The organism is Dietzia sp. oral taxon 368 (assembly GCF_002999155.1).
Classification (GTDB): Bacteria; Actinomycetota; Actinomycetes; order Mycobacteriales; family Mycobacteriaceae; genus Dietzia; species Dietzia cinnamea.
Map to the genome: position 1 here is coordinate 191,204 of NZ_CP027239.1, position 23,776 is coordinate 214,979.

At 66.2% G+C, this 23,776-nt stretch carries 18 protein-coding genes and 1 pseudogene; 6 read left to right on the top strand and 13 right to left on the bottom strand.

From position 1 onward, the window contains the following. Positions 1–78: 78 nt before the first annotated feature. From C3V38_RS16925 to C3V38_RS16950, 6 genes and pseudogenes are all read right to left on the bottom strand, one after another. A complete protein-coding gene (locus C3V38_RS16925) occupies positions 79–1,707 on the bottom strand; it encodes an NAD(P)/FAD-dependent oxidoreductase (RefSeq protein WP_017835253.1) in 1,629 nt (542 codons plus the stop codon). 106 nt (positions 1,708–1,813) lie between these two features. Continuing rightward, on the bottom strand, positions 1,814–2,707 hold the full coding sequence (locus tag C3V38_RS16930; protein WP_129591243.1) for an NmrA family NAD(P)-binding protein: 894 nt from the start codon (positions 2,705–2,707) through the stop codon (positions 1,814–1,816). Positions 2,708–2,793: 86 nt separating this feature from the next. Further along, positions 2,794–4,287 (bottom strand): FAD-dependent monooxygenase, encoded by a 1,494-nt coding sequence (locus tag C3V38_RS16935; RefSeq protein WP_017835255.1) that lies wholly within the window; start codon positions 4,285–4,287, stop codon positions 2,794–2,796. An 82-nt stretch (positions 4,288–4,369) separates the two neighbouring features. Continuing rightward, positions 4,370–5,905, bottom strand: a complete 1,536-nt coding sequence (locus C3V38_RS16940) for a fatty acyl-CoA synthetase (protein WP_061917310.1) — start codon at positions 5,903–5,905, stop codon at positions 4,370–4,372. Between the two features lie 159 nt (positions 5,906–6,064). Further along, entirely contained in the window at positions 6,065–7,093 is a 1,029-nt protein-coding gene (locus C3V38_RS16945; protein ID WP_017836053.1) for a phosphotriesterase, read from the bottom strand. 403 nt (positions 7,094–7,496) lie between these two features. After that, a pseudogene (locus tag C3V38_RS16950) lies at positions 7,497–7,797 on the bottom strand (DUF3817 domain-containing protein). Between the two features lie 303 nt (positions 7,798–8,100). Between C3V38_RS16950 and C3V38_RS16955 the strand changes: the two are divergent. The 6 genes from C3V38_RS16955 to C3V38_RS16980 all read left to right on the top strand — a co-directional run bounded on the left by C3V38_RS16955 (position 8,101) and on the right by C3V38_RS16980 (position 13,743). Then, positions 8,101–9,159, top strand: a complete 1,059-nt coding sequence (locus tag C3V38_RS16955; protein ID WP_106386864.1) for a tyrosine-type recombinase/integrase — start codon at positions 8,101–8,103, stop codon at positions 9,157–9,159. 132 nt (positions 9,160–9,291) lie between these two features. Further along, positions 9,292–9,711 (top strand): hypothetical protein, encoded by a 420-nt coding sequence (locus C3V38_RS16960; RefSeq protein ID WP_106386865.1) that lies wholly within the window; start codon positions 9,292–9,294, stop codon positions 9,709–9,711. A gap of 64 nt (positions 9,712–9,775) precedes the next feature. After that, positions 9,776–10,156 (top strand): hypothetical protein, encoded by a 381-nt coding sequence (locus C3V38_RS16965; protein WP_106386866.1) that lies wholly within the window; start codon positions 9,776–9,778, stop codon positions 10,154–10,156. Next, positions 10,156–11,895 carry a DEAD/DEAH box helicase gene (locus C3V38_RS16970; RefSeq protein ID WP_106386867.1) on the top strand — a complete coding sequence of 580 codons (1,740 nt, stop codon included), beginning with the start codon at positions 10,156–10,158 and terminating at the stop codon, positions 11,893–11,895. Before C3V38_RS16965 ends, C3V38_RS16970 begins: the two co-directional genes overlap by 1 nt. Before the next feature lie 237 nt (positions 11,896–12,132). Further along, the gene (locus C3V38_RS16975) at positions 12,133–13,266 is read left to right on the top strand and encodes a hypothetical protein (protein WP_129591244.1); all 1,134 of its coding nucleotides are present in this window, start codon (positions 12,133–12,135) and stop codon (positions 13,264–13,266) included. Positions 13,267–13,383: 117 nt separating this feature from the next. After that, on the top strand, positions 13,384–13,743 hold the full coding sequence (locus C3V38_RS16980; protein WP_106386869.1) for a hypothetical protein: 360 nt from the start codon (positions 13,384–13,386) through the stop codon (positions 13,741–13,743). 71 nt (positions 13,744–13,814) lie between these two features. Here C3V38_RS16980 and C3V38_RS16985 read toward each other — a convergent pair whose 3' ends face one another. The 7 genes from C3V38_RS16985 to C3V38_RS17015 all read right to left on the bottom strand — a co-directional run bounded on the left by C3V38_RS16985 (position 13,815) and on the right by C3V38_RS17015 (position 23,654). Then, positions 13,815–15,218, bottom strand: a complete 1,404-nt coding sequence (locus C3V38_RS16985) for a nuclease-related domain-containing protein (protein ID WP_106386870.1) — start codon at positions 15,216–15,218, stop codon at positions 13,815–13,817. A 61-nt stretch (positions 15,219–15,279) separates the two neighbouring features. Next, the gene (locus C3V38_RS16990; RefSeq protein ID WP_106386871.1) at positions 15,280–15,900 is read right to left on the bottom strand and encodes a hypothetical protein; all 621 of its coding nucleotides are present in this window, start codon (positions 15,898–15,900) and stop codon (positions 15,280–15,282) included. Between the two features lie 39 nt (positions 15,901–15,939). Next, positions 15,940–19,077, bottom strand: coding sequence for a transglycosylase family protein (locus C3V38_RS18250; RefSeq protein ID WP_129591245.1), 3,138 nt, complete (start codon positions 19,075–19,077; stop codon positions 15,940–15,942). 27 nt (positions 19,078–19,104) lie between these two features. Next, positions 19,105–19,740, bottom strand: coding sequence for a hypothetical protein (locus C3V38_RS17000; RefSeq protein WP_129591246.1), 636 nt, complete (start codon positions 19,738–19,740; stop codon positions 19,105–19,107). Continuing rightward, positions 19,737–20,018, bottom strand: a complete 282-nt coding sequence (locus C3V38_RS17005) for a hypothetical protein (protein ID WP_106386874.1) — start codon at positions 20,016–20,018, stop codon at positions 19,737–19,739. Before C3V38_RS17005 ends, C3V38_RS17000 begins: the two co-directional genes overlap by 4 nt. After that, complete coding sequence (locus C3V38_RS17460; protein ID WP_129591247.1) at positions 20,015–20,560, bottom strand: hypothetical protein; 546 nt, start codon at positions 20,558–20,560, stop codon at positions 20,015–20,017. The genes C3V38_RS17005 and C3V38_RS17460 overlap by 4 nt, the downstream gene beginning before the upstream one ends. Positions 20,561–20,609: 49 nt before the next feature. Then, positions 20,610–23,654, bottom strand: coding sequence for a hypothetical protein (locus C3V38_RS17015; protein WP_106386876.1), 3,045 nt, complete (start codon positions 23,652–23,654; stop codon positions 20,610–20,612). Between the last annotated feature and the right edge of the window lie 122 nt (positions 23,655–23,776).

Here is a 23,776-nt window from a genome sequence, read left to right on the forward strand (position 1 = left end):
TGTAGTCGCGGGTGTCGCCGCCATCAGGTGACTGGCCTCCCTTTGTTAAACGGGCAGGCCGCGGGACTGCCCGGGGTGTCACCGCGGCAGCCGTTTCCGGCGGGGGAGGGTAGTGCCTCGGACTAGTTGTTCCGCCGAGCGCTGGCCAGATACCGCGTTGACCCCTGCACCTGGCCACGTCGATGCGCCGGCGAGGTAGAGCCCGTCTATTGGCGTGCGGTAGCGCGACAGTGACATCGAGGGCCGCATGCCGATGAACTGGTCGAGGTGATGGCTGCCCGAGACCGAGTCCCCGCCGTGGAGGTTGGCGTTGCCGGATTGCAGGTCGCTAGGGCTCTCCGCCGCATGTCCGATGACTGACTCAGTGACTCCGGGAGCGTAACGTTCGAGTTTCTCCAGGATTCGCTGGACGAACGGCTCGGTCGCTTCGTCCCACGACCGGCCGGTGAGGTCGCCACCGGCGCCGTGCGGATTCGCGTCACCGGTGATCTCAGCGGGGACCATCCGGACTTGAATCCACACCGCGTGAAGCCGATCGTCCTCGCTGGTGTTGCGGCTCGGGTCGACGGTACTTGTTTGTCCGACCACTAACAGCGGTTCGTCAGGAAGAACCCCGGCGAGGGCCTGTTGGTAGGTGCGGGCCATGTCGTCGACGTAGGGCCCAAGATGCACGTAGGCCGAGTCCGCGAGACGACTGTCTTGCCATGGAATCGGACCCGAGAGTGCAAGGTGAAGCATGAAGGTCCCGGGCCCAAAGCGGAAGTTGTCGGCGGCGAGAGCCATCGAGGAAGGCACCGGCTGGTTGCGGAGCAGGCGGTGGACCACGGCCGGCAGCGTGGCAGTGGACAGGATGCCGTGACGGGCGGTGATGTGTTCCCCGTCTGCGAGTCGAACACCCTGGACACGCCCGCTTGCCACTTGGATCGACTCCACGGCCTTGCCGGTGTGGATAGGCACACCGCGGGTGGAGAGCATTGCGGCCAGCGCACGGGGAAGGTTGGAAGCCCCTCCTTTGACTACATTCATTCCGTGTTCGGCATCGGCGTACATCTCCAGCAGTGGGAAGATCGCCCCGGCCGCGACATCGGGAGCGAAATCGACGTGCATGCCCCATGCTGCGGCCATTGATCGGGCCTCTGGAGATGCGAAGTATCTCTCGCCCAGCGAGCGGGTAGTGGAGGTCATGACCTGCAGGAGTTCGGACACGCTGGTGTGCTGCCGTTTGAAGAGCACCGAACGGATCACTGACGCGGTGCTGCGCGACGGGAAGACGTTGCTGGATAGCGGGCCGTAACTGCTGGCAACGTCGGCGAATACCTCGCTCAGGCGACGCCAGCCCTTGGCATCCCCTGGATCGTGCTCCTCCCACATGCGCTGGTTCTCGTCGGCGTCGTCGGAGATCCGGATACTGGGTGCGTTGGGAAACGCCGAGGCATACGCGTGGCGACAGTGTGAGAACTCGAGACCGGCCGAGGACAGCTCATCACCGTAAGTGGCATAAAACGGTGAACCGAGGAAGAGGTTCATGTTCATGGCGTAGCGGTCGTGCACGAGACCGGGGCGCACTAGTTCACTGCTGCGGACCGCGCCGCCGATCTCGTCAGCCGCCTCCACCACAACGACCTTCAAACCCGCATCGGCGAGCGTGATGGCAGCGACAAGGCCCTGGTGGCCTGCACCGATGACGACGACGTCGGTTGTGGGCATCAAGATGTCTCTGTTCTGCGCTGGTGACCGCAGGGCGGTCGACGGTGGTGAATGTACTGGGTGCTCTGGCGTGGCTGCGCTGGGGCAGCCACGCCAGAGGCTGGTATCAACGCCAGTCGGCGAGATTGTCGGCGAGGTAGTCGGAGAAGGTTCGCGCCGGTCGTCCGGTGAAGCGTCGCACCGTATCAATGCGAGGGTTCAACAGGCCGGTGTCGTACATGAAATGCAGTCCGACCAATGAGTCGGCGACCCATCCGGGAACGCCGTCAGCAACGAAATTGGCGCGCGCTTCATCAACTGAGACCTTGCGATACTCAATGCTTGTGTCGAGCGCCTCGGCCACCTGGGCGGCGCACCCCGAGTAGGTGACTTCCTCGGGACCGGTGATGAGGATGGTCTCGTTCTGGTGGTTGTTCTCGAGCAGGACCTGGGCGGCAACTGCGCCGACGTCGCGAACATCAATCATGGTGATTCCGGCGTCAGGCCGCACGGCGGCCTCCATGATCCCGTTCGCTCGGATGCGACCGGCGAACTGCACGGCCATGCTCTGCATGAACGAATGTGGGTGCAGGATGGTGTAGTCCAGCCCGCTGGCGGCGATGTAGCGGTCGTTGACGACGTGCCAGCGGCTGAATCCGCAGGGCGAGTCGTCTGCGGCCGTGTAGACCGACAGCTTCACAATGCTGTCGACACCGGACTCTACGGCTGCGTCGACGAGTTTGTTCTGAACTTCGACCTGATCTTCGGCCGGCGGGGTCAACATGAACAAGCTGGTGACTCCCTGCATGAAGTCACGGACGTCCTCGTCGTTACGAACGTCGCCAATTACGACCTGCACGTTGTCGCCGCTCAGTTTCTGTGCCGATTCGGGACTGTGCGCGAGGGCCTTCACCGGGACATTAGCCGCGGTCAATACCTCCATCAATGGTGCGCCGACCTGACCTGTGGAACCGATAACCCCGATCATGGGATTCCTTTCGTTGCCGTGGCGGCTTGCCACGGATTGGTCCGCAGAATGCGAACCGCGTGTAGTGGATGAGTGTGCTTAGTTCGGTTAGAGGGCCGGCCGCTTTTTCCGGCCCGTGGTCACGTGACCGGTGCCGTTATCGCGTGCGCCGCCGACGGCCGCAGTGTATGAGAAAGCGCGTCGGCTGCTTCGGCGCCCGCACAGGTGGAGTCTTGGGTGTGAGTGGCCCAGGCGACGTAGCCGTCGGGGCGGACGAGCGCCGCGGTGACTGCCGTCCAGCCGGCTGTATCGATTGCGTCTGCATCAGCGGCTACCGTGTGCACATCCTCGAGACCTTCGAGTGTGAGGTCGTCGCGATGAAGCAGCACAAAGCGGGGACGATCGAGCTGATCGAAGAGGCTCTGTCCGGCAGGACTGGTGAGCTGCACGTCGGGAGCGCGGGTGCCAACGATGGGAAGAGAACCCTCGGGCGCCAGGTAGCGCACTGCCAGCCCCGACAAGCGTAGGGCGAGTTCGTAGTTCATCTCTGTCACCGAGCCAATGAGGTCGTTAGTCAGTGTGCGTAGACCTTGATCGCCCGGGGCGAAGGCTTTGATTACTGCGGTCTGAGCCTGACTGGTGGTCATCAGTGCTTGCCCGACAGGGTGGCGATCTGCGTGATAGCCCTCGAGGAGGTCTTCGTCGGCCGTTCCGTTGATGACGTGACCGAGCCGCCAGCCAAGGTTCAGCGCGTCCTGCAGGCCGATGTTGAGTCCGACTCCGCCAGCGGGGTAGTGAATGTGCGCTGAGTCGCCGGCCACGAAAACCCGCCCGTTTCGGTACTGCGACGCGAGCCGCGACGCGTCCCCGAACCGGGTCAACCAGACGGGGTCACGCATGCCGAAATCGTCTCCGGCCGTCCGGATCACCGTCTCTCGGAACTCGTCGAATTCGAGCGGGCCCTGTGGATCTTGGCGGGCAAGGTCGATGCCTGACACTCGATAGAAGCCACCGGGAACCGGTGCGACGAAGATGGCGCCGTGTTCACCGTGGCGAACGAAGCCGCGCTCGGGCGGAGAGTCGAGGTAGACCTCGCCGAGGAAGGACCAAAAGGTGACCTCTGAGCCGGGAAAGTCGATGCCGGCCGATTCGCGGACCACACTTCGGCCGCCATCACAGCCGACCAGGTACTCGACCTGTTCGGTGTAGTGCCCGTCGGGGCCATCGACCTCCAGCGTCACCTCATCGGCGGACTGACTGGCTGAGATGACTCGGTGCTCACGACGCAGTTCCGCGCCGGCCGAAAGGGCTGCGGATTCGAGCGTGTTCTCGGTGCCGACCTGCGGGTAGGCCAGCACGAATGCGTATGGGCTCGGCAGTTTGGAGTAGTCGATGCTGTTCGGCAGCATGGCGTAGTGGTGCCGGGGCAGCCTGATGCCGCCAGCGAGCATGTCGTCGGCCAATCCGCGCATGGTGAGGATCTCGATCGTCCGGGCGTGGATGCCGAGGGCCTTGGAATAGGGAGAGCGTTCAGCTGCTGCTTCCAGCACGACTGTGCGCACTCCCTGCATCTGCAGTTCCCGGGCGAGCATGAGCCCGACGGGGCCGGCTCCGGCGATGGCTACTGTGGTCACGGCGTTCTTCCTTTTCGCAGGACGCCTCACCCGACTGCGCCTCGTAGCGCGCAGTCGAGTAGAGGTGTGGCGGTGGGTCGCTTCAGGTAGTGGGAGAGACGGGGTCGCGGAGTTCTCGTTTGAGGAGTTTCCCGCTCTGGTTCCTGGGTAGGGCATTGACGAAGTGGATCGACTTGGGCACCTTGAACGGCGCCAGCAGGGTCTTCGCGTGCCCGGTGAGTTCGGTGTCGCTGACCTGCTGGTCGTCCCGGACCACGACGAAGGCGGTGACCGCTTCGATCCAGCGGTCATCGGGTATTCCAACGACCGCAACCTCGGCGACCGCGGGGTGCTCGTAGAGGGCCTCCTCGACCTCGCGGGGTGCAATCATCACGCCGCCGGAGTTGATGACGTCCGAGAGGCGATCGACGACAGTGATGTACCCGTCGGCATCTTTGGTGACCAGGTCGCCGGAGTGGAACCATCCGTCGCGGAAAGCTCGCTCGGTGGCTTCAGGGTTGTTCCAGTAGCCCAAGCACAACTGCGGCGACTGGTAGAGCACCTCCCCGGGCTCCCCGGGTTGGACGTCGTTCCCGGAGTCGTCGACGACCCGAGTGGTGACGAACAGGACCGATCGTCCGCACGATGCTGGCCGGGCGTCGTGTTCCTCAGGACGCAGCACGGAGGCCAGCGGGCCGATCTCGCTTTGGCCGAAGCAGTTGTAGAAGCCAGCGTTCGGCAGTGCCCGCCGCAGTTTCGCTAGCACTGGTGTGGGCATGATCGATGCGCCGTACTGCGCCTTTCGCAGTGCGCCGAGATCCCGGCGCGAAAGATCAGGGTGCTGGGAGAGCGGCACCCACACGGTCGGCGCCAGGAACAGGGAGGTGATCTGATCCTCTTCGATGCGACGGAGGATCAGCTCGATATCCGGCTTCCGGAGGAGTCGGATTGTCGTTCCGAGCATCAGGTACGGGACCGTGAAGATATGCATCCCGGCCGAGTGATACAACGGCATGCACACCAGCGGGCGATCCTGCTCGGTGAAGTCCAGCGCAGTGATCGTGGAGATGTACTCGCTGATCAGCGCCTGGTGGGACATCATCGCCCCTTTTGGACGTGAGGTCGTTCCCGAGGTGTACAGCAGCTGGACCAGATCACCGGGGGAGGCGGGGCTCTGCCACTGCGGTGCTGAGCCGCGCTGAAGTTCCTCGGTGTCCAGTATCCCGTTTTCGCGATCTGAGAATTCCAACACCTGTAGGGCGCGATCGGCGATGACAGAGCGTACGAGCGGTGTGAGATCCGGATCGGCGACAATGGCTGCCGCACCGGAATCGGTGATCAAGTACTCGAGTTCCCTGCCGGTCAGTGCGTTGTTGATAGGGACATGCACCACTCCCGCCCGCGAGCACGCCAGATACAGCATGACGTAGAACGCGGAGTTGCCGCCGAACGCCGCGACTCGGTCGCCCCGGTTCAGACCGAGCCGATGCAGGCGTGAGGTGACAACATCAACGGCGCGGTCAAACTCCTGGTAGGTCCACACCTGACCCTCGAACTCGATCGCCTCGCCGTCCGGGCTTCGCGATGCAGTCCGGCGCAGCAACCCGTCGACCGTGTGCGAGCGTGGATCTGAATACATCTGGTTTCTCCTGCAAATTCGGCGAATCCGGCAGGGTACGGGTGGGCCGGAGCCGAGTCGCTCGCTCAGGGAACGACCAGCGTCAGCTCACCCGCACCCTGCAGGTCGGTCGAGTGGGGTGGAGCACAGCGGGCTGGTGGTAAGCCCGCAGGCTGGGAGTCAGTACGTACCGCGGTCCCGCGTCTCGAACAGTCGGCGGGGATTCGCGACCGTAATCTGGTGGATCTGGTCATCGGTCACCCCGGCCTCCTGCAGCTGGGGAATGATGCGGCGCAGCACGGTTGTGTACGTCGGGTGCTGCCGCTCCGGCATGGGGCCCAGATCATGGAACGTGGAGTCATCCTGCGAAATGAGGATCTGTTCGAGATAGCCACGATCGATCAGTCCAGTAATGCGCTCGACGCGCGTCTTCTGGATCGCATTGCGGTAGTCCTCGGGCCATTGGTAATCGAGCGCGGAAGTGTCGAACGACAGGAACGAGCCCTTCTTCGCGACGGCCTCGAACTCCTCGAGTTCAACCGACGGATCCGTCCAGTCGACGTGACCGAATTTCACACGACTGACATCGACGTCGAGCTGTTCGAGGTAGTCCTGCTGGTCCTGGGCCACGCGGATTCCCAGCCCGATACCAGTGTGGGTCACGATGGGCACGCCAGTGCGACGGTGGGCTTCTGCAGCATGGCGCATCACCAACTTCACACCGTCCATCAAGCCATGGTGATCACTGGTGATCTTGATGGTGCCTGCCCGCACACCAGTGTCGAGAATCCCTTCCTCGATGTCTTTCACGAACAAGTCAGCCAGGGACGGCCATGTCGTTGCTGCTGTCTCGGGCAGCATGTCCATGAGCATGAATGGATGCGGGGCATCGGTCCACGTGTACCACCCGGTAGGCACGATGATATTGACGCTGGTCCTCTGCGCGATCTCCTTGAGCAATCGAACATCACGCCCGGCGCCGGGGATCACGCGGTCACTGATCGTGTCGATGCCAGCAGATTTGGCGTGCTCGAGCTGCTTCGCGGCTTCGGAGATGCGCTCCTCCCGTGCAATGGAAGCGAAGCCCATCTGCGGCCAATTGGCCTCGACCTCAGCCGTTCGAGGCCCAATCACACACTCAGTGACGAGCGTGAAACCTAGGTCACTGGAGTCGATCTCGTCACCGCGAGCAGTAGGGATCTTGGTCATGAAATACTCCTTGTCGTTCCCAGCGAACACCGCGGGATCTAGACGATTGGCCCGGCGACAAACGACGATCACGATCTGAATCGGACCTGCTCAGTAGCCGTACAAAGACCATAGGAGCCGGAGTGATAGGCATCACAGCCGATAAGCGCACGCAAACGGCCAGTTTCCGTAGCGCCGATCGGCGCCCGACCATTCGGGTTAGCCCTGCCGTGTTCTGCCGCATCCAGCCGAATGGTGTCTCGGCGCAGCGGAAGCCTTCGCGCACGACATGACCCAGCTCGCGGAAGATACGTGTGACGCGGTGTCCGGCCATGCCGGCGGCCGCGTGTGGATCGTCAAGCGTATCGATGATGATCGGCGAGCAGTTCAGGCCGCCGTGGGACCGGCGGCAATTGCCGGCCGCTCACGGTTGGTAACGGGCGAGGTGGTCGTGGCGGGCGAGCCAGCGCTCTAGCGGGATGGACACCAGCGGCGGGATCGCCGCGAGGACGGCCTGGAGAGCGATCCAACACTTCCAGCGCAGAACGACCGCGGCGACGATCGTCACGGCGAGGAAGGCGACGCCATGAAGCGTCCCGAAGATCTTCACGCCGACCTCGGTCGTCCTAGTGACATATTTGAGGAAACATGCCGACGAGCAACCCGGTCCAGGTGGCGGCTTCGACAAGGGCGACCGTCGCAAAGACGCGGCCACTCTGCGTCACCCCTCATTGTCACCGGCTGTCAGTGGCTAGGATTCTGCCAATCTCGTGACAATTGACGCCTGACAGGCAGGTGACAAAGTACTGGTGGACTGGAAGCCCACTGACAAGCTGCTTGAGAACCGACACACCGTATACCCCCCGGGGGTATGCGGTTCGGGTCCGTGAGCACTACGCGCCGCCGCGGTTGCCGCTCCGCGTTGCCGGCTTCCACGCCGCCGTCGCCTGAGCCCCGACGCCCGGGCCACTCGGCGGGTCCACCGGTTACGGTTATCTGAGAATCCGTAGGTCGCCTCGAGGAGCCGCATGTCACGCACGCCGGATACCGACGTGGACTCGACTCGCGTCGACGATGCACCGCTTCCGCTTGATTCGGCGTTCGACGAATACATGGCCTACAAGTCGGACGTCTCAGAGGCCACCGCGAAGGCCTACCGCAACGACTACGTGAATCTGCGCGGACTCATCGCCCGCAATCTCGGTATTGAACCTGGCGATCTGACCGTCGAGCACCTCCGCGACAAGACGGTGCTGTGGGCGGCGTTCGGCTCCCAGTTCAAGGACCGGCCCGCGTCCTCACGCCAGCGAGCCTGGTCGACGTGGAATGGATTGTGCGAGTTCATGGTCAACCAGGATTACCTGCCGGCCAACCCGATGCGGGCCGTGCGTAAGCGCAGCTCTGGCGCCCCTCCCCCTCCTCCGAAGTCGATCGAGGGCCCGGATGTCTTCCGCTTGCTCACGCAGCTGGCGATGCCCAACGAGGACGACCCCCACACTTGGCGCGAACGCGACCTCGCGCTCGTCCTGTCCGGCCTGCTGATGGGCCTACGTACGGGCGACATGATCAGCCTGAACATCGGAGATTTCACTCCCCGCCACGACGAGCCCGGCGCCATGACGGTCCAACTGCTCGGTAAGGGGTCCAAGTACCGGCACGTCACGGCCGAACCGGAGCTGACTCGAATCCTGGAGAAGTACCTCATCAGCAGGGCCAAGAGGCTCCCCGACACGGTCCCGGACGGGAGGCGCAAGAAGCGCAACCCGTGGCGACGGTTCGACCCGGAACAGCCCCTGTTCGTCGGCTCAGACGGACAGCGCATCACCCGCGGCACGATCCAATACCGCGTCAAGCGGGCCTACGCCCGCGCCGGCATCACGCCCACGCCTGGGGCCAACACCCACCGCCTGCGCCACACCTTCGCCATCCAGCTCGCGGAAAGTGGTGTCCCGGTGCACGCGCTGATGGCGCTGCTCGGGCACAGCTCCATGGCCAGCACCCAGAAGTACCTGGAAGCGTCCGGGGTGGCCACCCGTGAGGCCGCCCGATCCAACCCGATTTACGCGGCAATCCCGCCCGACAGCTAGGCACTTTTCGCAGGTCAAACGGGTTCCCCCACTTGTCGTAGGTGCGCGTTAGGGTCGTCGCACACGGAACCCACCCCACCTATTCCGTCTTGCCCGACGTCCGCTTCGGCGGGCCCGTAAAGCGAGGCCATCATGCGAACCCACCCCACCTCTGTCGTCACCACCATCCCCACCGACCAGGCCACCGCAGCCGCCGTATCGCCCCTGTGGTTGATCCTGGCCGGCATCGGAATCGTCCTCACACTCATCCTCGGCGTCGCCCTGGCGGTGCTCAGCTCTCCAGCTCACCGCACCATTCCCACCCTGGAGCGAGCAGTGCGGCTCCGCGACGTATTCGTCGCTCCGGCCGCGGCCGTGTGCTGCGCCCTCCTCGGGGCCGCGGTGCTGGGCACGTCGCACGAACTGGCCGCCAAGCGCGACAACGCCCACACCGATGCCATCGACAAGACCCAGTCCGCACTCGCTGAGCGGTTCGCCACCGCGTGGGCCTGCCAGGCGGTCGATGACTCCGCACCCTCGGCGACCACCGTGGCGTGCACGCCCATCCCGTGAGCGGCGGCGGCACGGCCCGCACTTAGGGTGAGGCCCAACCAACGGACCTGACCAGGAGCACATCGTGGACACCGCCGCCGATTACACCGACGAGAGCATCGCAGCGTTCCTCACCGCCGTCGCCGACATGCTCGACACCTGCGCAGACAGGGGAACCCAGGGCCGCTGGCAGGTCTCCCAGTCCCCGCGCACTTTCATCACCAACGAGTCTGGCGGCGTGATCTGCGGGGCGGTCCAGAAGTCCAATGCGCGACTGATCCTGGCCGCCAGCCCTGCCGGTCCGCGCGCTACCGCCGCACTCTTGCGGGCCGTGGCCGAGCAGCCGGTCACCGACCAGTCTCGACCCGCTCGTGATGCCGCACTCACCCTGGCCATGCACCTGAACACGCAGATGATGCTCAAGGCCGACTCTCGCCTCCAAGCGGCGCAGGGCGCCGCCAGCTGATGGCCACCCGGATACGCCGCTCGACTCGGCGCAGCGCCCCGGCGAAGAAGAAGTCGACCACGACGAAGCCTGCGCTGCCGACGATCCCGCCCGGTCAGCGCGTGTGGCTGCTGGAGCTGCCCTGGGGGGGACTGGACGGCGGGAAACCGGCTGGGGTCACCTACTACAAAGCGCTGACCGCGCATGCTTACGTGGGCGTGTCGCTGCCGGAGAGGCTGGCTCCCTACGCCAGCAAGCCGTACTCGTATCTGCGGTGGATGGAGGACGAGCTCAACGGCGCGAAGGGCCCTGGGGCGACTTCGTCCCCGATGCAGTTGCGGCCCGAGCAGAGAGACGACGTTCGAGCGATCGCCGACGTCGCGGCGCGCGGGCTGCGTCAATGCCATCTTGGCAACCAGGTCGGCACGGGTAAGACGCTCGTCGCGGTGGCGGCCATGAAGGTGATCGCTCATATGCGGGGAGCCAAGACGGTGCTCGTGACTGTGGATCGGCCCGCGCGGATCACGATCCCGTCATGGCGGCGCACCATCGCGGCCCTGGGCGACGACGACCTGCGGTGGGTGATCATGTCCTCCGACAGTCTCGGCAAGCTCATCGGCCGCAATGGCAGACCAAAAGTGGCTTTTGACCTGGCCGTTATCGACGAGGCTCACCAGTTTCGTCACGACTCCAAGCGCACCGGCTACATGCGTCGCTTGACCCGGATGGATGCACCACCGGAGAAGGCGCCCTTCGTTCTGACAATCACCGCCACGCCGGGACATCACCCTGGTGAGCTCGGATTTCTATCGTCGTTATATGCGCAGGTTCACGGGGATCCGCCGGCGGAATGGGCCGAGTTCGGCAAGAAGCTCGCCTCCCTCGGAGTGCCCCTGGAGCTCTCCTACGGCAGGTGGACTTGGGCACCGGAGGCGAAGCGATCCCTGCAGGTCCAGCAGGACGCGATCAGCTCGGTGCGCGACACCCTGACGCGGCACGATCCGCCGCTCATGCTCACCAGGGCGGCCCCCTGGGGGCCGGCGCCGTTCGATGTGGACTTGATCGACCTCACGCCTGACCAGTGGCGTGCCTACGAGCTCGAGTGGGGAGACTTCCAGCGAGAGATGAAGCTGGCCCGTTCAGGCAACAACGTGGCCCGCGGGCTGGCAGCGATCGTGAGATTGCGGCAGAAGGCGTCGATGATCCGGGTAGAGCACACGGTCGATGCCGTGCGTGCCGAACTGGAGCGTGGCTTCCAGGTGCTCGTGGCTACCGAAATGGTCTCCACCGCCGCGCACCCGGTCGCCGAGATGCTTGAGGAGCACGGCGTCTCCGTGGCCCGCATCTATGGCTCCAACCCGGAGGCCGAGGCGGAGCGGATGCGGTTTCAGCGGGGTGAGGCCAAGGTGGTTGTGTTCAACACTCCGACGGCGATCAATCTGCAGGCGAGCGAGCAGTTCGAGGACGGCACACGCGCGACGTCCACACCGCGGCGAGGGTTCATGCACCAGGCGTCGTACAGCGGACTGCGTGCAGAGCAAATAATGGGCCGCAGTCACCGCAATTTTCAGGTGTGCGAATGGTCACTCGTCGCGGGGGTCGGCACGATCGAAGAAAAGGCCGGATTGATCATGCTCTCGCGGCTAATTGCGTCCACTACCAGCACAGATGGAGACGTGTCAGCATTGTCTCAGGTTGCCGCCGTCTTCGGAGCAGACTGGATTCCCGCTGCTCAGCTCGCTCCCGAACTCGAGCAGTGAGCAAATCTCGCACTGCCAGTCCGTGCAAAATCAGTGTGGAGGGCATATAGTCATCTGTGTCGCCCATGGTGACGTTCGGCTCAGCCGAACCCTGCAATCGTGGCGGTTCGCACTCCTACCGTCACGTCTGCCTGACTGTTGCTGCGAGGCAACCCCGGCAGTTTGTTTCCGATAAGTGGAGAGGCCCGAGCAACGCTCGGGCCTCACGCATATTTGCGGCAAAATGCCGGCACGGGCATGCCCGACAATGAGGCCGCCACCCTCCTTGTCGGCGAGAGGATCCCCACACGTATGTGCCGCGCCCAACCCGGCCCGCGCTGCCCCAAGCACACGCGCACAAAGCTCACCGCCCTGGTCGCCACGCGTCGCCGTATAGAAGCGAGGCTCGCCGCCGCCTCCCCCAACACCCGCGCCTACGAGCGCGCAGTGAAAGACCGGGAAGCCAACGACGACCAACTGCTCCTGGCCCACAACGAGCTCAACAGCTCCCCCACCCGGCAGAAGGAGCTCGAGGCCGAGATCGACGCCGTCGCCGCCGCGGACCCCAACGACCCCGCCCTGCGCCACCTATCCCGCGATCTGGCCACCGGCCGACTCCTTCACGCCGAGCGACTGCGGCAGCAGAAGCTCATGCCAGAAGTTGACCTCACCTCCTGCTCGCCAGCCTCCCGAGAGGCGTGGCTTGAACTCGGCGAGGCCCGCGCGGACATGGCTCGCTACAAGGTGCGGATGGACGTCAACGGCTCACAGCCCGACGTGTGGGCCACCTGGCGTGACCGCCACGCCGACGCCGCCCGCCGCGCAGAACTCGCCGCGGCCCGCTTCCAAGCGGCCGAGAGCAACGGCCCGAACGCCTGGGCGGCCATGACCGACGCCGAGCGCAGCAAAGCACGTGCCGCCGTCAACGCGACAGCGGACTTCACGACCCCCACCGCCCCGCAACCCCTCGAGGACGTGTTCAACGACTACATCGACGCCCAGAACGGCGAACGCCCTCACCTCTCCCCCGAGCTGGCCAACCAGGACGATGCGAACGCCCCGGCTCCAGAAGTCGATTCCCCCTCCTGGGCCGAGGCGCGAGCCAGGCAAGCCGCGGCGGAAGAAGGCAATCCCGAGCCGAAGCCGTTCTCCAACAAGCAGCAGACCCCGCCGGGGTACGCCAGCCGACGAGCCAACCGACGGCGGCGCTCCGGCGCAGCCAGGCAGCGCTTGCGCGAGCTACGCCGCTCGGCAGAGAAGGCCGGGGACGACCAGCAGTTCCAGTCGTTGATCAGGCCGGCGCCCGGTCAGGACGGGGACCCATCCAAGGCAGCGATCTCGGACCCGACCGGCATGATGATGCTGCTGTCGCTCTTTACCGAACGCCGGTAGTTCTGCAGCATCAACACTGGTAGAGGGGTTTCGGGTAAGGGTTATCCTTACCCGGTTCACAGCGGCATACACAGGGCGCATACTGGTGCAGCAAGTGCAGATCAGAAAGGACGCGCCATGTTCAGCTCACTCCTCACCATCGTCGCGATGGTGATCGCCGGTGTCATCACGATGGGGGCGCTCGGCCTCGTCGGACGGAAGAACACCGCGGTCTCCCTCCTCGGGGTGGCGATCACGGCAGCGGCCTCGTACCTCCTAGTGCTGGCCCACCCCGCCGGCGCCGGCGAGCTCAGCACCCTGTGGCCGCTCCTAATTGGCCTCGGTGTCGCCGTGATCGCCAACGCCGCCGCTGCCTCCGACATACCCAAGCTGCCGACGCCGGTCGACTCCCGGCCCGGTGGCCGTGTGATCAACGCGGCGACGACCAGCCCGCAGGCAGTCGCCGCCCAGCCGGCGCCTCACTGGGCTCTCGGCTGACACCGAACTGATCTGCGCACAACGAAGGCCCCGCACCAGACTGGTGCGGGGCCTTCGACCATTCTCTGCCCCTACGCCTGCGGGAACAGGTCGTCGACGACAACCGCCAGGTCGTCGATCTTCGTTTGATCGGCGATGATCCGAGGCAGCTGACGGATCTCCTCCGCGATAGCACGAACATGGCACACGATCGCGTCACGCTCGTGCAGCCCGACCTTGTCGAACAGCGGGATCGTGGCCGACTCCCGATCCATCCGCGCACCGTAGATCGACAGCAGCACCGGAATCGTCGTCCCCTCCGGCATCTTGAGTGCCTTCTCGATCTGGCTCGCCTCCCACGACGTCGACGATGCCAGGGCGGCACTGGCCGGGAAGCCGTTGAGATACCACTCTCCGACCCTCGTGGGCTTGCCCGCGAACTCGGAGACACGGAACACCTCGTAGGCCCTCTGACGGGCCTCCAGGGCCGCAGGAGACAGTGCCTCATCCGGATGGTCCGGCGGCGCGGCATCGTCAGCCGCCTCCGCCGCCTTCACCGCCGCCTCCTGCAAAGGCACCTGAGTCGGATCCGTCGACGGCACCACGGAATCGTCGACGGTCTCGAAATCCAACTCCCGGTAGGTCATTTCCCCGGTCCTGTACTTGGAGTCCACCAGCGCCACCCCGTGTGGGCCGATCACGATGTGGTCCAGGTCGGCGTTCGAGGCGGGGATGCGACGGGAGTGCAGGACGATGTACTCCGCCCCCAGCTTGGACAATTCCTCAGCCGTCGCCTGCTCCGCTTCGATACCGACCTCGATGTTGCGCACCGACATCGGCGGCGGGATGCGCACCCCCAGAGACATCGACTCGACGGGCATGGCCGCCGTCTGGATCTGCGACCGGGACTTCGCTTGCATCACCCGCTGGTCCGCGGCACGGTCAGCGACGGCCCACGCCAGCACAGAGCACAGCACCAGCGCCAGGACCGGGGGCGCGAACGTGATCCACTGCGTCAAGAACATCAGCGCGACCGTGGTCCACTGGCCGGCAGCCATGACCGGAACGACCGGCAAGCGGGTGCGGCGCCGGTTGATCGGCGTCAGAGTCACCCCAATCGCGGCGACCGCGATGAGGGCCTCCAGCCAGGTGACGTCGATCTGGAACGCCACCGCGGTAGTGGCGATCGCCGCGCCCGCCGCCGATCCGAGCAGGACCGACGCGCCCCGGGTCGCCGTGTAGAACCGAGCGACTACCGCGATCAGCAGAGCTCCGCCGCCGACCCAAGCAGCGGCCAGGGAGTGCCCCGTCGCGACCAGAACCACCATGGCGACAACCGCAGCGATCGCCACGAACAGCACCCCGTAGAGGATGGACTGCAGGCGTTCGTAGCGATCGCGGTCGCTCAGGATCCCGCGCAGTGAGCCAGCGACGTCGGCGAGCTTGTCCCCGCGTGCGCTGTCCCCGCGGGTGCTGAGGATGTCCGGTGTAGTCATGGCGATCACCTTAAGCGGCGCCTATGCCGGTGTGGTGTGGGCGTGACCTGGGGCCGAGGTGTCAGCGGCGGACGGGAAGTCGCTCACCGAACTGGATGTCGTCAACGCGCCACACACCGTCCACCTTGCGGACATCGAGATAGTGCACCACTCGGAACTGGCCGATCTTCGAGCCGTTCCCGGCGGTGACGTATTCGTCGACCTCGACGGCGCGACGCCACCTGTCGGGCTCATCCTCCGGGTGCTCCTCGACCATGATGTGCGCCTCTGCGGCGATCGTCGCGTCTCGCTCCAGCCATTCGGACCACTGCATGGACGGACGTGCCGAGCTGCTGTCGACGATCAGTGCGTCGCGCAGCTTGCCGGTCATCAGGTCCGCGGCCCGGGCGAACGAGTCCCCAGATCGGGGTTCGACGGTGGTGTCGCGGGTGTGAATGATGCGGATGGTCTCCAACGCGACTTGCTCCGGGTCGGTGTCGTCCACGTCGGAGCTCGCCGCGTCTGGCAGGTCGGCGCCAGGTTCGCGGCTCGGCCACTGTGGCTGGGGTGAGCTCGTCGGGCCACTGGAGGACAGGATCGGGGCCGATGGGGGCGCCTCGGGCTCGTCGGGGCTGCCGCACCCGGCAAGTGCCAGCGCCGCCGCCACCGCGCCGAGGAGGCTGATTCTGCTCTTCTGGTTCATGCGGGCAATCGTCTCCCTCGTTGTTGCCGCCGTGGTGCGCTAGGCGGCCTCGGGGGCGGGCTCGAGGTCGTCAGCGGTGAAGCGCATCACGACGGAGTCGTCGGCCCACCGTTGGAACTCTCCGACGGGGACTCCGTCCATCTGCGCCTCGTAGTAGGACACCCCGGGCTCGGCGACGAACGCCACGTGTTCGGGGCCGTTGCCCTCGAAGCGGGAGAACACCACGTCACCGGGTCTGGCCTCGTCCACGGGAACTTCTTGACCGACTTCTAGCTGCGCCTTTGTGCCGTGGGGAACGATGTAACCGATGTCGCGGAACGCGATCGAAATGAGGCCGCTGCAATCGAGCCCGGCCGGGGTCTTGCCTCCCCACACGTACGGCACCCCCTCGTACTTGCGGGCGGCTTCCAGTGCCATCGCCCCGATGTCGCCGCGGCTGGCGGCACGACTGCCGGAGGGCTTCTTGGACCTGCCCGAGCCTGCCTGGCCCGTGCCCGCGAACTTCTCCCGGCCGGCCATGATTTTCGCGACGTACGGCTGGGTCTGGGTCGTGTAGTCGCCGCCGGAGGGCATGCCTCCCGCGTTCTGCACTGCGCCGGGGCCGGCGTTGTAGGCAGCGATCGTCAGCTCCATCAGGTCGCCCTTGACGCTGCCGTCGTCGATCCACCCGCTGATCTGGTCACTGAGTGCGCACATGAAGTCCGCTTGGGCCATGACCGCGTCACTGATCTTGAACGGGTCGCCCGTACCCACCGGCCCTGTCGGCTTGCCGTTCTCGTCTCGGGGGCTGCCCCACTGCGGCCAGGTGTAGGGCATGAACTGGGCCGGGCCCTGCGCTCCGACCCAGCTCTCAGCCCTGGGATTAAAACCGGATTCGGCGTCCAGCTGCGCCGCCAGCAACGGCGCGTCGATGGCATCGCAGACCTGAGCACCGAGCTCGATCCACTTCACGAACTCGGGCGGCACCGCCCCGTCGTTCAGCGCCTGCCCGGCACCCACTGCGCAGCCGGCCTGCTCCTTCGGCAGTCGCTCCAGGCGGCGCCCGGCCTGCGCGTTCTCGTCGTCCCACAGTTCATCGACGATGCCCGCGGCCAGCGGCTCCCACCGCTCGAGCTCCTGCTCCAGAGCGGCCCGCTCCGGGTACATCTCGATCAGGACGTCCTGGCCGGGCTCGTCCGCCCATCCCGGCCGATCTGCTGCGACCTCCTCGAGCCGGTCCATGAACGTCTTCGCGGCCCGCATCGGGTCCATCAGCTGCTGCTGCGAGGTTCCCGCGAACGGGGCCTGCGCGAAGATGCCGACCTTGTTGACGTTGTCGTCGGCGTCCATGTTGATGAAGTTGGCCTGGTGGCCGGACAGCATCACGGCCAGGACTGCGGCCTGCGCCTGGTTGTCCAGATCCGACTCCTTGGCCTTGACGATGATCGCCTTGATGGTGATCTGCTGCTCGGGGGTCAGATCCATCGACAGGAGCTCATCGTCGCTGCCGCTGAGCCGCGCCGAACTCCGGTCCTCGGATCGTTCTGGGCCGTCCCCCAACGACTCGTAGCTGGTGTCTGCGTTGGGGGCGCCGTTGCCTTGGAACGACACGTGGACGTGGTCCATGTGGTTCTGCGTCGGGTCACCCTCGTCTGCCATGTCAGACCACTGGCCGCCCTCCCAGTAGCGCTGCTGCCAGATCACCGACACGACGTTGAGGTCCTCGGCGTGCTCGATGAAGTAGTCAGCGATGCGGTCACCGAGCTCACGGCCTCCGCTGTCCATGGGAACCATGGCGTCAATGGCTCGGCCTGAAGGGTGGTCGGTGCTGCCGCCGCCGTTCGATCGCCAGCCGCCGATGGTCTTGACCTCTGGGAACTGCGCGACCACCGTGCGCATGCCGCGTACCGCGTCTACCTGGAGCTGGTCCTCTGACCCGACCTCGGCAGGGGTTGGGGGCAGTTCACGGCCACGGTTATCGTCGTCGCTGCCGCTCACGAAGGTGCCCGGCGGTGCTGGCTTGAGCTCCCGCAGTTCCGGGTAGGTTCCGCTGGTGCAGGCAGGCCACGCTGACCAGCCCTGCTCGGCGAGAACCTTGTTGGCGACCTCCATCTGCTGTTCGCGGGTCGCCTGACCGGCCGTGGGGGCGTACTCGGTGCCACCGAACGCCGTCCAGGTCTCGAGGGCGAACTGTAGCCCGCCTGAGTACCCGTTGCCGGTGTCGATTGACCAGTTGCCTCCCGACTCGCACTGCGCGAGTTTGTCCCAGTCCGCGGCCGTGACGGTGCCGGCGGGCTGGCCGTCGCCACGGTCTTGACGGTTCGCCACCTGCCGCGACCTGGTCTCGGAGCCCTCGTCTTCATCGTCCCGGTCTTCCGGTTCGGGGGCCTGCTCGCGTAGCCGGTCGAGCCACGGTTTCGGGTCCACTCCCGCCCCCTGGGCCCACCCTCCCGGGTACACGCCGAAGTGCAGGTGGGCCCCGGTGGAGAAGCCTTCGTTGCCGATGTCGGCAATGTGCTGTCCGGCCTCAACCTGGTCGCCAGCCTGGACGTGCAGCCCATCCGACTGCATGTGCCCGTACAGACTGTCGACGATCTCCCCGTCGATCTCGTGCTCGATGATGATCCAGTTGCCGTATCCCGAGGCCGGGCCGGATTCCTTCACCACGCCGTCAGCCACGGCGTAGATGGGGGTGCCGATGGGTCCGCCGAAGTCCAGCCCGTCGTGGACGGATCCCCAGCGGGGCCCGAACGGTGATGTCTCCGGGATGTCGGGATCCACCGGGTAACCCATCTGCCCGTTGCCGCGGGTGGGGCGCGGCGCGTCGGCCCCGCCTCCACGGGCGTTCGCCTCAACGCACTGACCTGCATTGAACGGGGCGGTGGAGCTGATGATTCCGCCGAGCACGGCCGAGGACACGACGTTGACGATGGTGAACGCCACGAAGGTCAGGGCGACCAGGAAGGCCGCGATCGCCGCGTAGATGATGCGGCGCCGGCGCTTCTTCTTGGCCTTCTCGTCCGGGGAGTCCAGCGGGCTCGGCAGCAGCGCCAAGGCGGCCTTGCCGACACCTCCGGTCGATACCGCGACGGCACCCTCCGCTGCCCGCTTCGCCTGCTTCCTCCCGGCCGACGCCGCCGCACCCGACGCTCGACCGCGACGGTCGGGTCCGGGTGTGGGGCGTCCGGGGCGAGTCACCAGTTACTACCTTTCGCGGTCAGCCCCTCAGGGGGACAGTGAAGAAAGACGAGGAGGGAACGGCGCCTTGGCGTCGGCTTCCCGGGCTCCCAGCACGAGCGGGACTCGGCGCCCGTCGGTTTCGACAGCTACGTCGTAGGTCTTGCTCTCCACCCGGCCCTCGTCCGCTCGCGCGTCAGCGTGATACAGGTGCCGCTCGACCGTGATTCGGGCGATGGACGTCGACTCGTTGACCTCCGCGACCTGCATGTCTCCGCGCCGCTGGCACCCGATCGCCTGGGTCTCGGTGTTCCACGCCCACGACCAGGAGTCGGTGAACGCGATCCGCTGCTGCTGCACGAACTCCTCGGTCGCCAAGCCAGACCACGAGTCGAACCACTCCCGCTGCGGCTGTTGCGCGAAGGTGCGGTAGCACGCCCAGTTGATCGTGAACTTCTCCACCGCCAGCTCGACGGCCTCGCGGTCGTCTCCCGGAACCGGTGTCGGCTCAGGCAAGGGAGTGCCGTCCATGCCCGGGGACGGCTGCGCAGCCTGCGTCGACGTCTGCAGCTGCGCCGTGGTCGTCCCGACCTCGGCCTCATCGCCTGCGCCGCCACCGGAGCAGCCGGCGAGCGCGATCACTGCGGCGCCCGTCGCGGCCACCAATGCTGCTTGCCGCCTCATCGCCGCGCCCTTCCCGTTGTCGCCCCTGGTTGATGGGTCCGGTTCCGTCGATCTGCCAGGTTGTGCTTCGCGCGCCCACCGGCAGCGATCACCGTCGTCATGACCACGTCCAACAGCAGGGCCGCGATCATCACCAGGGACGCGGCCGTCAGCAGGTGCCGCACTTGCTCCGTGCCTGGTTCCCACCCGGCGAGCAGGACGATCAGGGCGCCCCAGATGAGCCACCGGACCGCGGGTAGGGCGAGCAGCGATCTGGTGCCGCCGCAGCGGGCACTCACAGGATCACCCCGGCGATGGCCATGATCACGCCGACGACGACGGCCATCCCGACCAGCAGGAACTGGACCGGGATCCCGAACAGGCGGTAGTCCTGGCCCATCCAGGTCTTCACCGCCAGCGGGTCCGTCAGGCGCCCCACCCTGTTGACGGGGACAGCGTTGCTCCCGTCGTCGTCTTCGTCGTCGTATCCGTCGTAGTCGCCTCGGCGCCCGTCCAGGGGGAAGTCCTCGATGTCGTTACCTTCGGCCTCCCACTCGGCGATCTGCTGCGCCAGCTGCACGTCCTCGAGCTGGCGCAGCAGTGCCCGCACTTCCATCGGGCCCAACCCGACGTACACCGTGCCCAGCCGGCCCTCCAGGTCTCCGACGAGCAGCTCCATGACCGACGCGTGGGGGTCGTCCTCATCGAGCAGGATGTCCACGCTCGCGGCGTCGTTGGCCCACACGGGCGCCTGCGGCGCCGAGGCCACACCGTTGCCGGGGCCAGCCTCACCACCAGCAGTCGGATTGCCCGGCTGGTCCACCATGTCGTCACTGGTCATCGTTGGTCCTCACGTCGTTGCGTCAGCCAGGCCTTCGGGCCGGTGATGGTCACTGGTTGCCCCTGGGAGGCCTGTTGACTGGGCCGGTCAATCCGAACTGGCGAGCAGTTCTCTCCTGATGCTTGAACCCGTCCCGCTGGGCTTGCCGTGCGACCCGCTCGGCGCGGATCTGCTCCCGAGCGGCCGCCCGGGCCTGCCGCCGCTGCTTCTCCAGGTCCTTCTCTGCGTCGCGGTCGGCCCGGCCAGCCTGGAACGCGGCATCGTTGCCGCCCTTCATGCCCCGCATCTGGTCGCGGGCCGACATGCTCATCGCGTCACGAGCGGAGCCGGTGACCTTGGTGATGCCATGCCCGGCGCGCCGAGCCCCGTAGGCGGTTACTGCGCCGACTTCTCGAGCGCCGGAGACCGTTCCTGCCGCGGCCACCCGCGCCTTATCGCCCACGCTCGCCGTGCCGTCACTGATACGTGCGCGTGCCGCTTCGGTTTTCGCGGTCGCCTTGTCGACAGCGGGGCGGGCCGCCCACTCCGCGCCCTGCCGGCCCTGACTCGCCGCCCAGCTGCCCGCGCGGCCGGTCGCCTTCGCACCGCCGATGGTTGCTGCTCGTCCCGCGCGCGCTCCGCTTCGAGCCACCGAACTGGCAGCCGATCCGGCGGCACCCATCGCCGCCCCACCGGCCTTGGACCCGGCCTTGTAGCCGGCGTAGCCCACCACTGCCGCGGGCGCCGCGCCAGCGATCCGCCCGTAGCGGGCCACGTTGGGGGCCTTGTCTGCGGCCGAGTTCTGGATCTTCTGGATCAGCATCCACGTGGCGACCAGCACCAAGATGGTCCACAGGATCTTGATGCCGGTGTTGATCTGCATCGCGAACACGATGGAGATGACCCAGATCATCAGCGTCATGGCGAAGCCGTACAGGACCCGTTGCGCGAACGTCGACAGCACGTTCGCGAGCCACTCCTGCGCGACCTTCGCCTTGCCGGGGTATACCGCCCACAGCAGCTGGAACAGGCCCATGACGAACAGGGCCCACAGCCAGGCGTGCCACATCAGGGTGATCACGCCCATGCTGCCCAGCCCGATTCCGGTGACGACGACACCGATGATCGACGAGAAGGCCTGCGCCACGTGGGGGAAAGAGCCCTGGCCGCGGTAGGCGGCGACGATGTCGGTGGCCTCGCTCGGGTACATGCCGCCGCCGTTTTCGGCCTGGTAGTACAGGTCGGAGGCGACCGCGTGGTACGGCTCGCAGCGGGCGAGAACCTCGTAGTCAACCTCGTCGTCACCGGTGTCGACGCCGGCGTCGTCCAGGCATGCCTGCATCCTGGCCGCGATGCTGGGGCCTCCCGCCTGGGCGATCAGGTACGACCGCATGTCGCCACAGCCGATGCCGTTGAAGTCGGGGACGTTGTTGTAGCAGGGCAGTCCGGCTTCTTCGCTTCCGCCGCTGCCCTGGTCCATGGCGGGTTCTGCGTCGACTCGGGGGTCGGAGAACCTGGTCGCTTCGGTAGCGGTCGGGATCGGGTTTGCTCCGGCCAGCCCGAACTGTCCGATCGCCCATGGCTTGTACGCCAAGGACTCGGCGAGGATGCAGGAGGTGATCCGCTGCCCCGGCGCCACCGGGGAGACGTCGGAGCCTGCGGAGGTGGGCCGCTGGCACATGGACACCTCGTTGGTGTCGACCATCGAGAACACCGCCTCAGCGAAGGCGTTGTTGAGCCCTCCGGCCGTGGTGTCGAGGAACTCGGCCGTCATGTAGAAGCCGTTGCTGTTGGGGTTGTCCCAGCTGGCTGCCGCGACGCCCATGTAGGTGAACCCCGCCAGGACACACACCAGCAGTGATCCGGCGACGTCGCCGAGGCCTTGGCGCAGTCCCTCGTTGCCGCGGGTGGCCCTGATGCCGATGGCCAGGCCGGCGACCATGAACATGACGCCGGCCATGGGCAGGAAGAACATCGAGAACACTTCGGCGACCAGGGGGTTGGCCCGGTCGTACAGCATCTCTAGAGGGTTCGCTACCTGCGACCATTCCTTGAACGCCAGGGTGGTTTGCAGCCCGTAGACGGTGACCTTGAACAGCATGTTGCCGGTCATCACCGACACCCATTGGGGGAAGCTGCACATGGAGTCGCCCATGTTGTCTTTCTGCCAGTTCACCCATTTGAGTCCGCGTAGACCGGCGATCTCGTACAGCGTGTAGTCCTCGAGAGAGAAGTTTGTCGCGCTGCTCGCTTTGGTGAAGTTGGTGGCCACGTCGGCGTACCGCGGGGGTTGCTCATTCGCGGGCAGGCCGGGCTTCTCGGCACCTCCGAAGTTGATGTTGGAGATCATGTTCTCCGGACCCGTCCCGATCGGCTCGTTGGACAGGTTCGGGGCCGACATTGAACAGGTGACGTCGTCCATCATTCCGCCGACGGCCCTGGTGAACGCGTTTCCGTTGGCGGTGCCGGGGTTGACCAGCGCCAGGGACAGTCCCATGAGTCCGACGACGAGGCTCACCGCCGCCGCTCGCAGCGCGCGGCGCCACCCGCGCGGCCGGGCCTCCGGTGCGACCTTGCGGATCCGCAGCCCCACCGCCGTCAGGGCCGCCACCATGCCGACCAGGACGACGACACCGCGCCAGCTCGTTCCGGTGGACCACACCGCCGAGGGCAGGGTGGCCAGCATGACGCTGTGGCCGACTGTGGCTGTCCATCCTCGGTGCACGCCCGTGGACGGCATGAGCCAGGCGCACGCCGACACCGCGAGGAACACCGCCGGGTAGACCAGGGCGAGCTCGTCGACGCCGATGAGCATCCACACCGGGTTCATCGCGGTGGCGGTGATCATCACCAAGCTGGTCGCCGCAACGGTGGAGGCGATCGTGCCGGTCAACTGGGGCGCGGTGCGGTAGCCGACGACGGTTCCGGCGATGGCGACTGCCACGACACCGAACACGACCAGGCCCGCGGTGCCGGCGACAGCGTGGGCGTGCCACAGCAGCACCGCCGCAACCCCGACGGCCAGGATTGCCTGGTAGATCGCCCGGGCGTGCCGGTCCACCCACGCCAGGGCGCGGTCCGGTCCGGCGATCAGGGCCGCAGCAGTACGGGCCACGTGGTGCCTCCTCGTCGCCCGCAGGAGTCCACGCTCGACGCTCCCTGGGGCTCAGTTTGTTCCGATAGGGAAGATCGTCCCATGTGGGCATGCCGCGCAGCGCTCACCGGACTCTGCGGCGG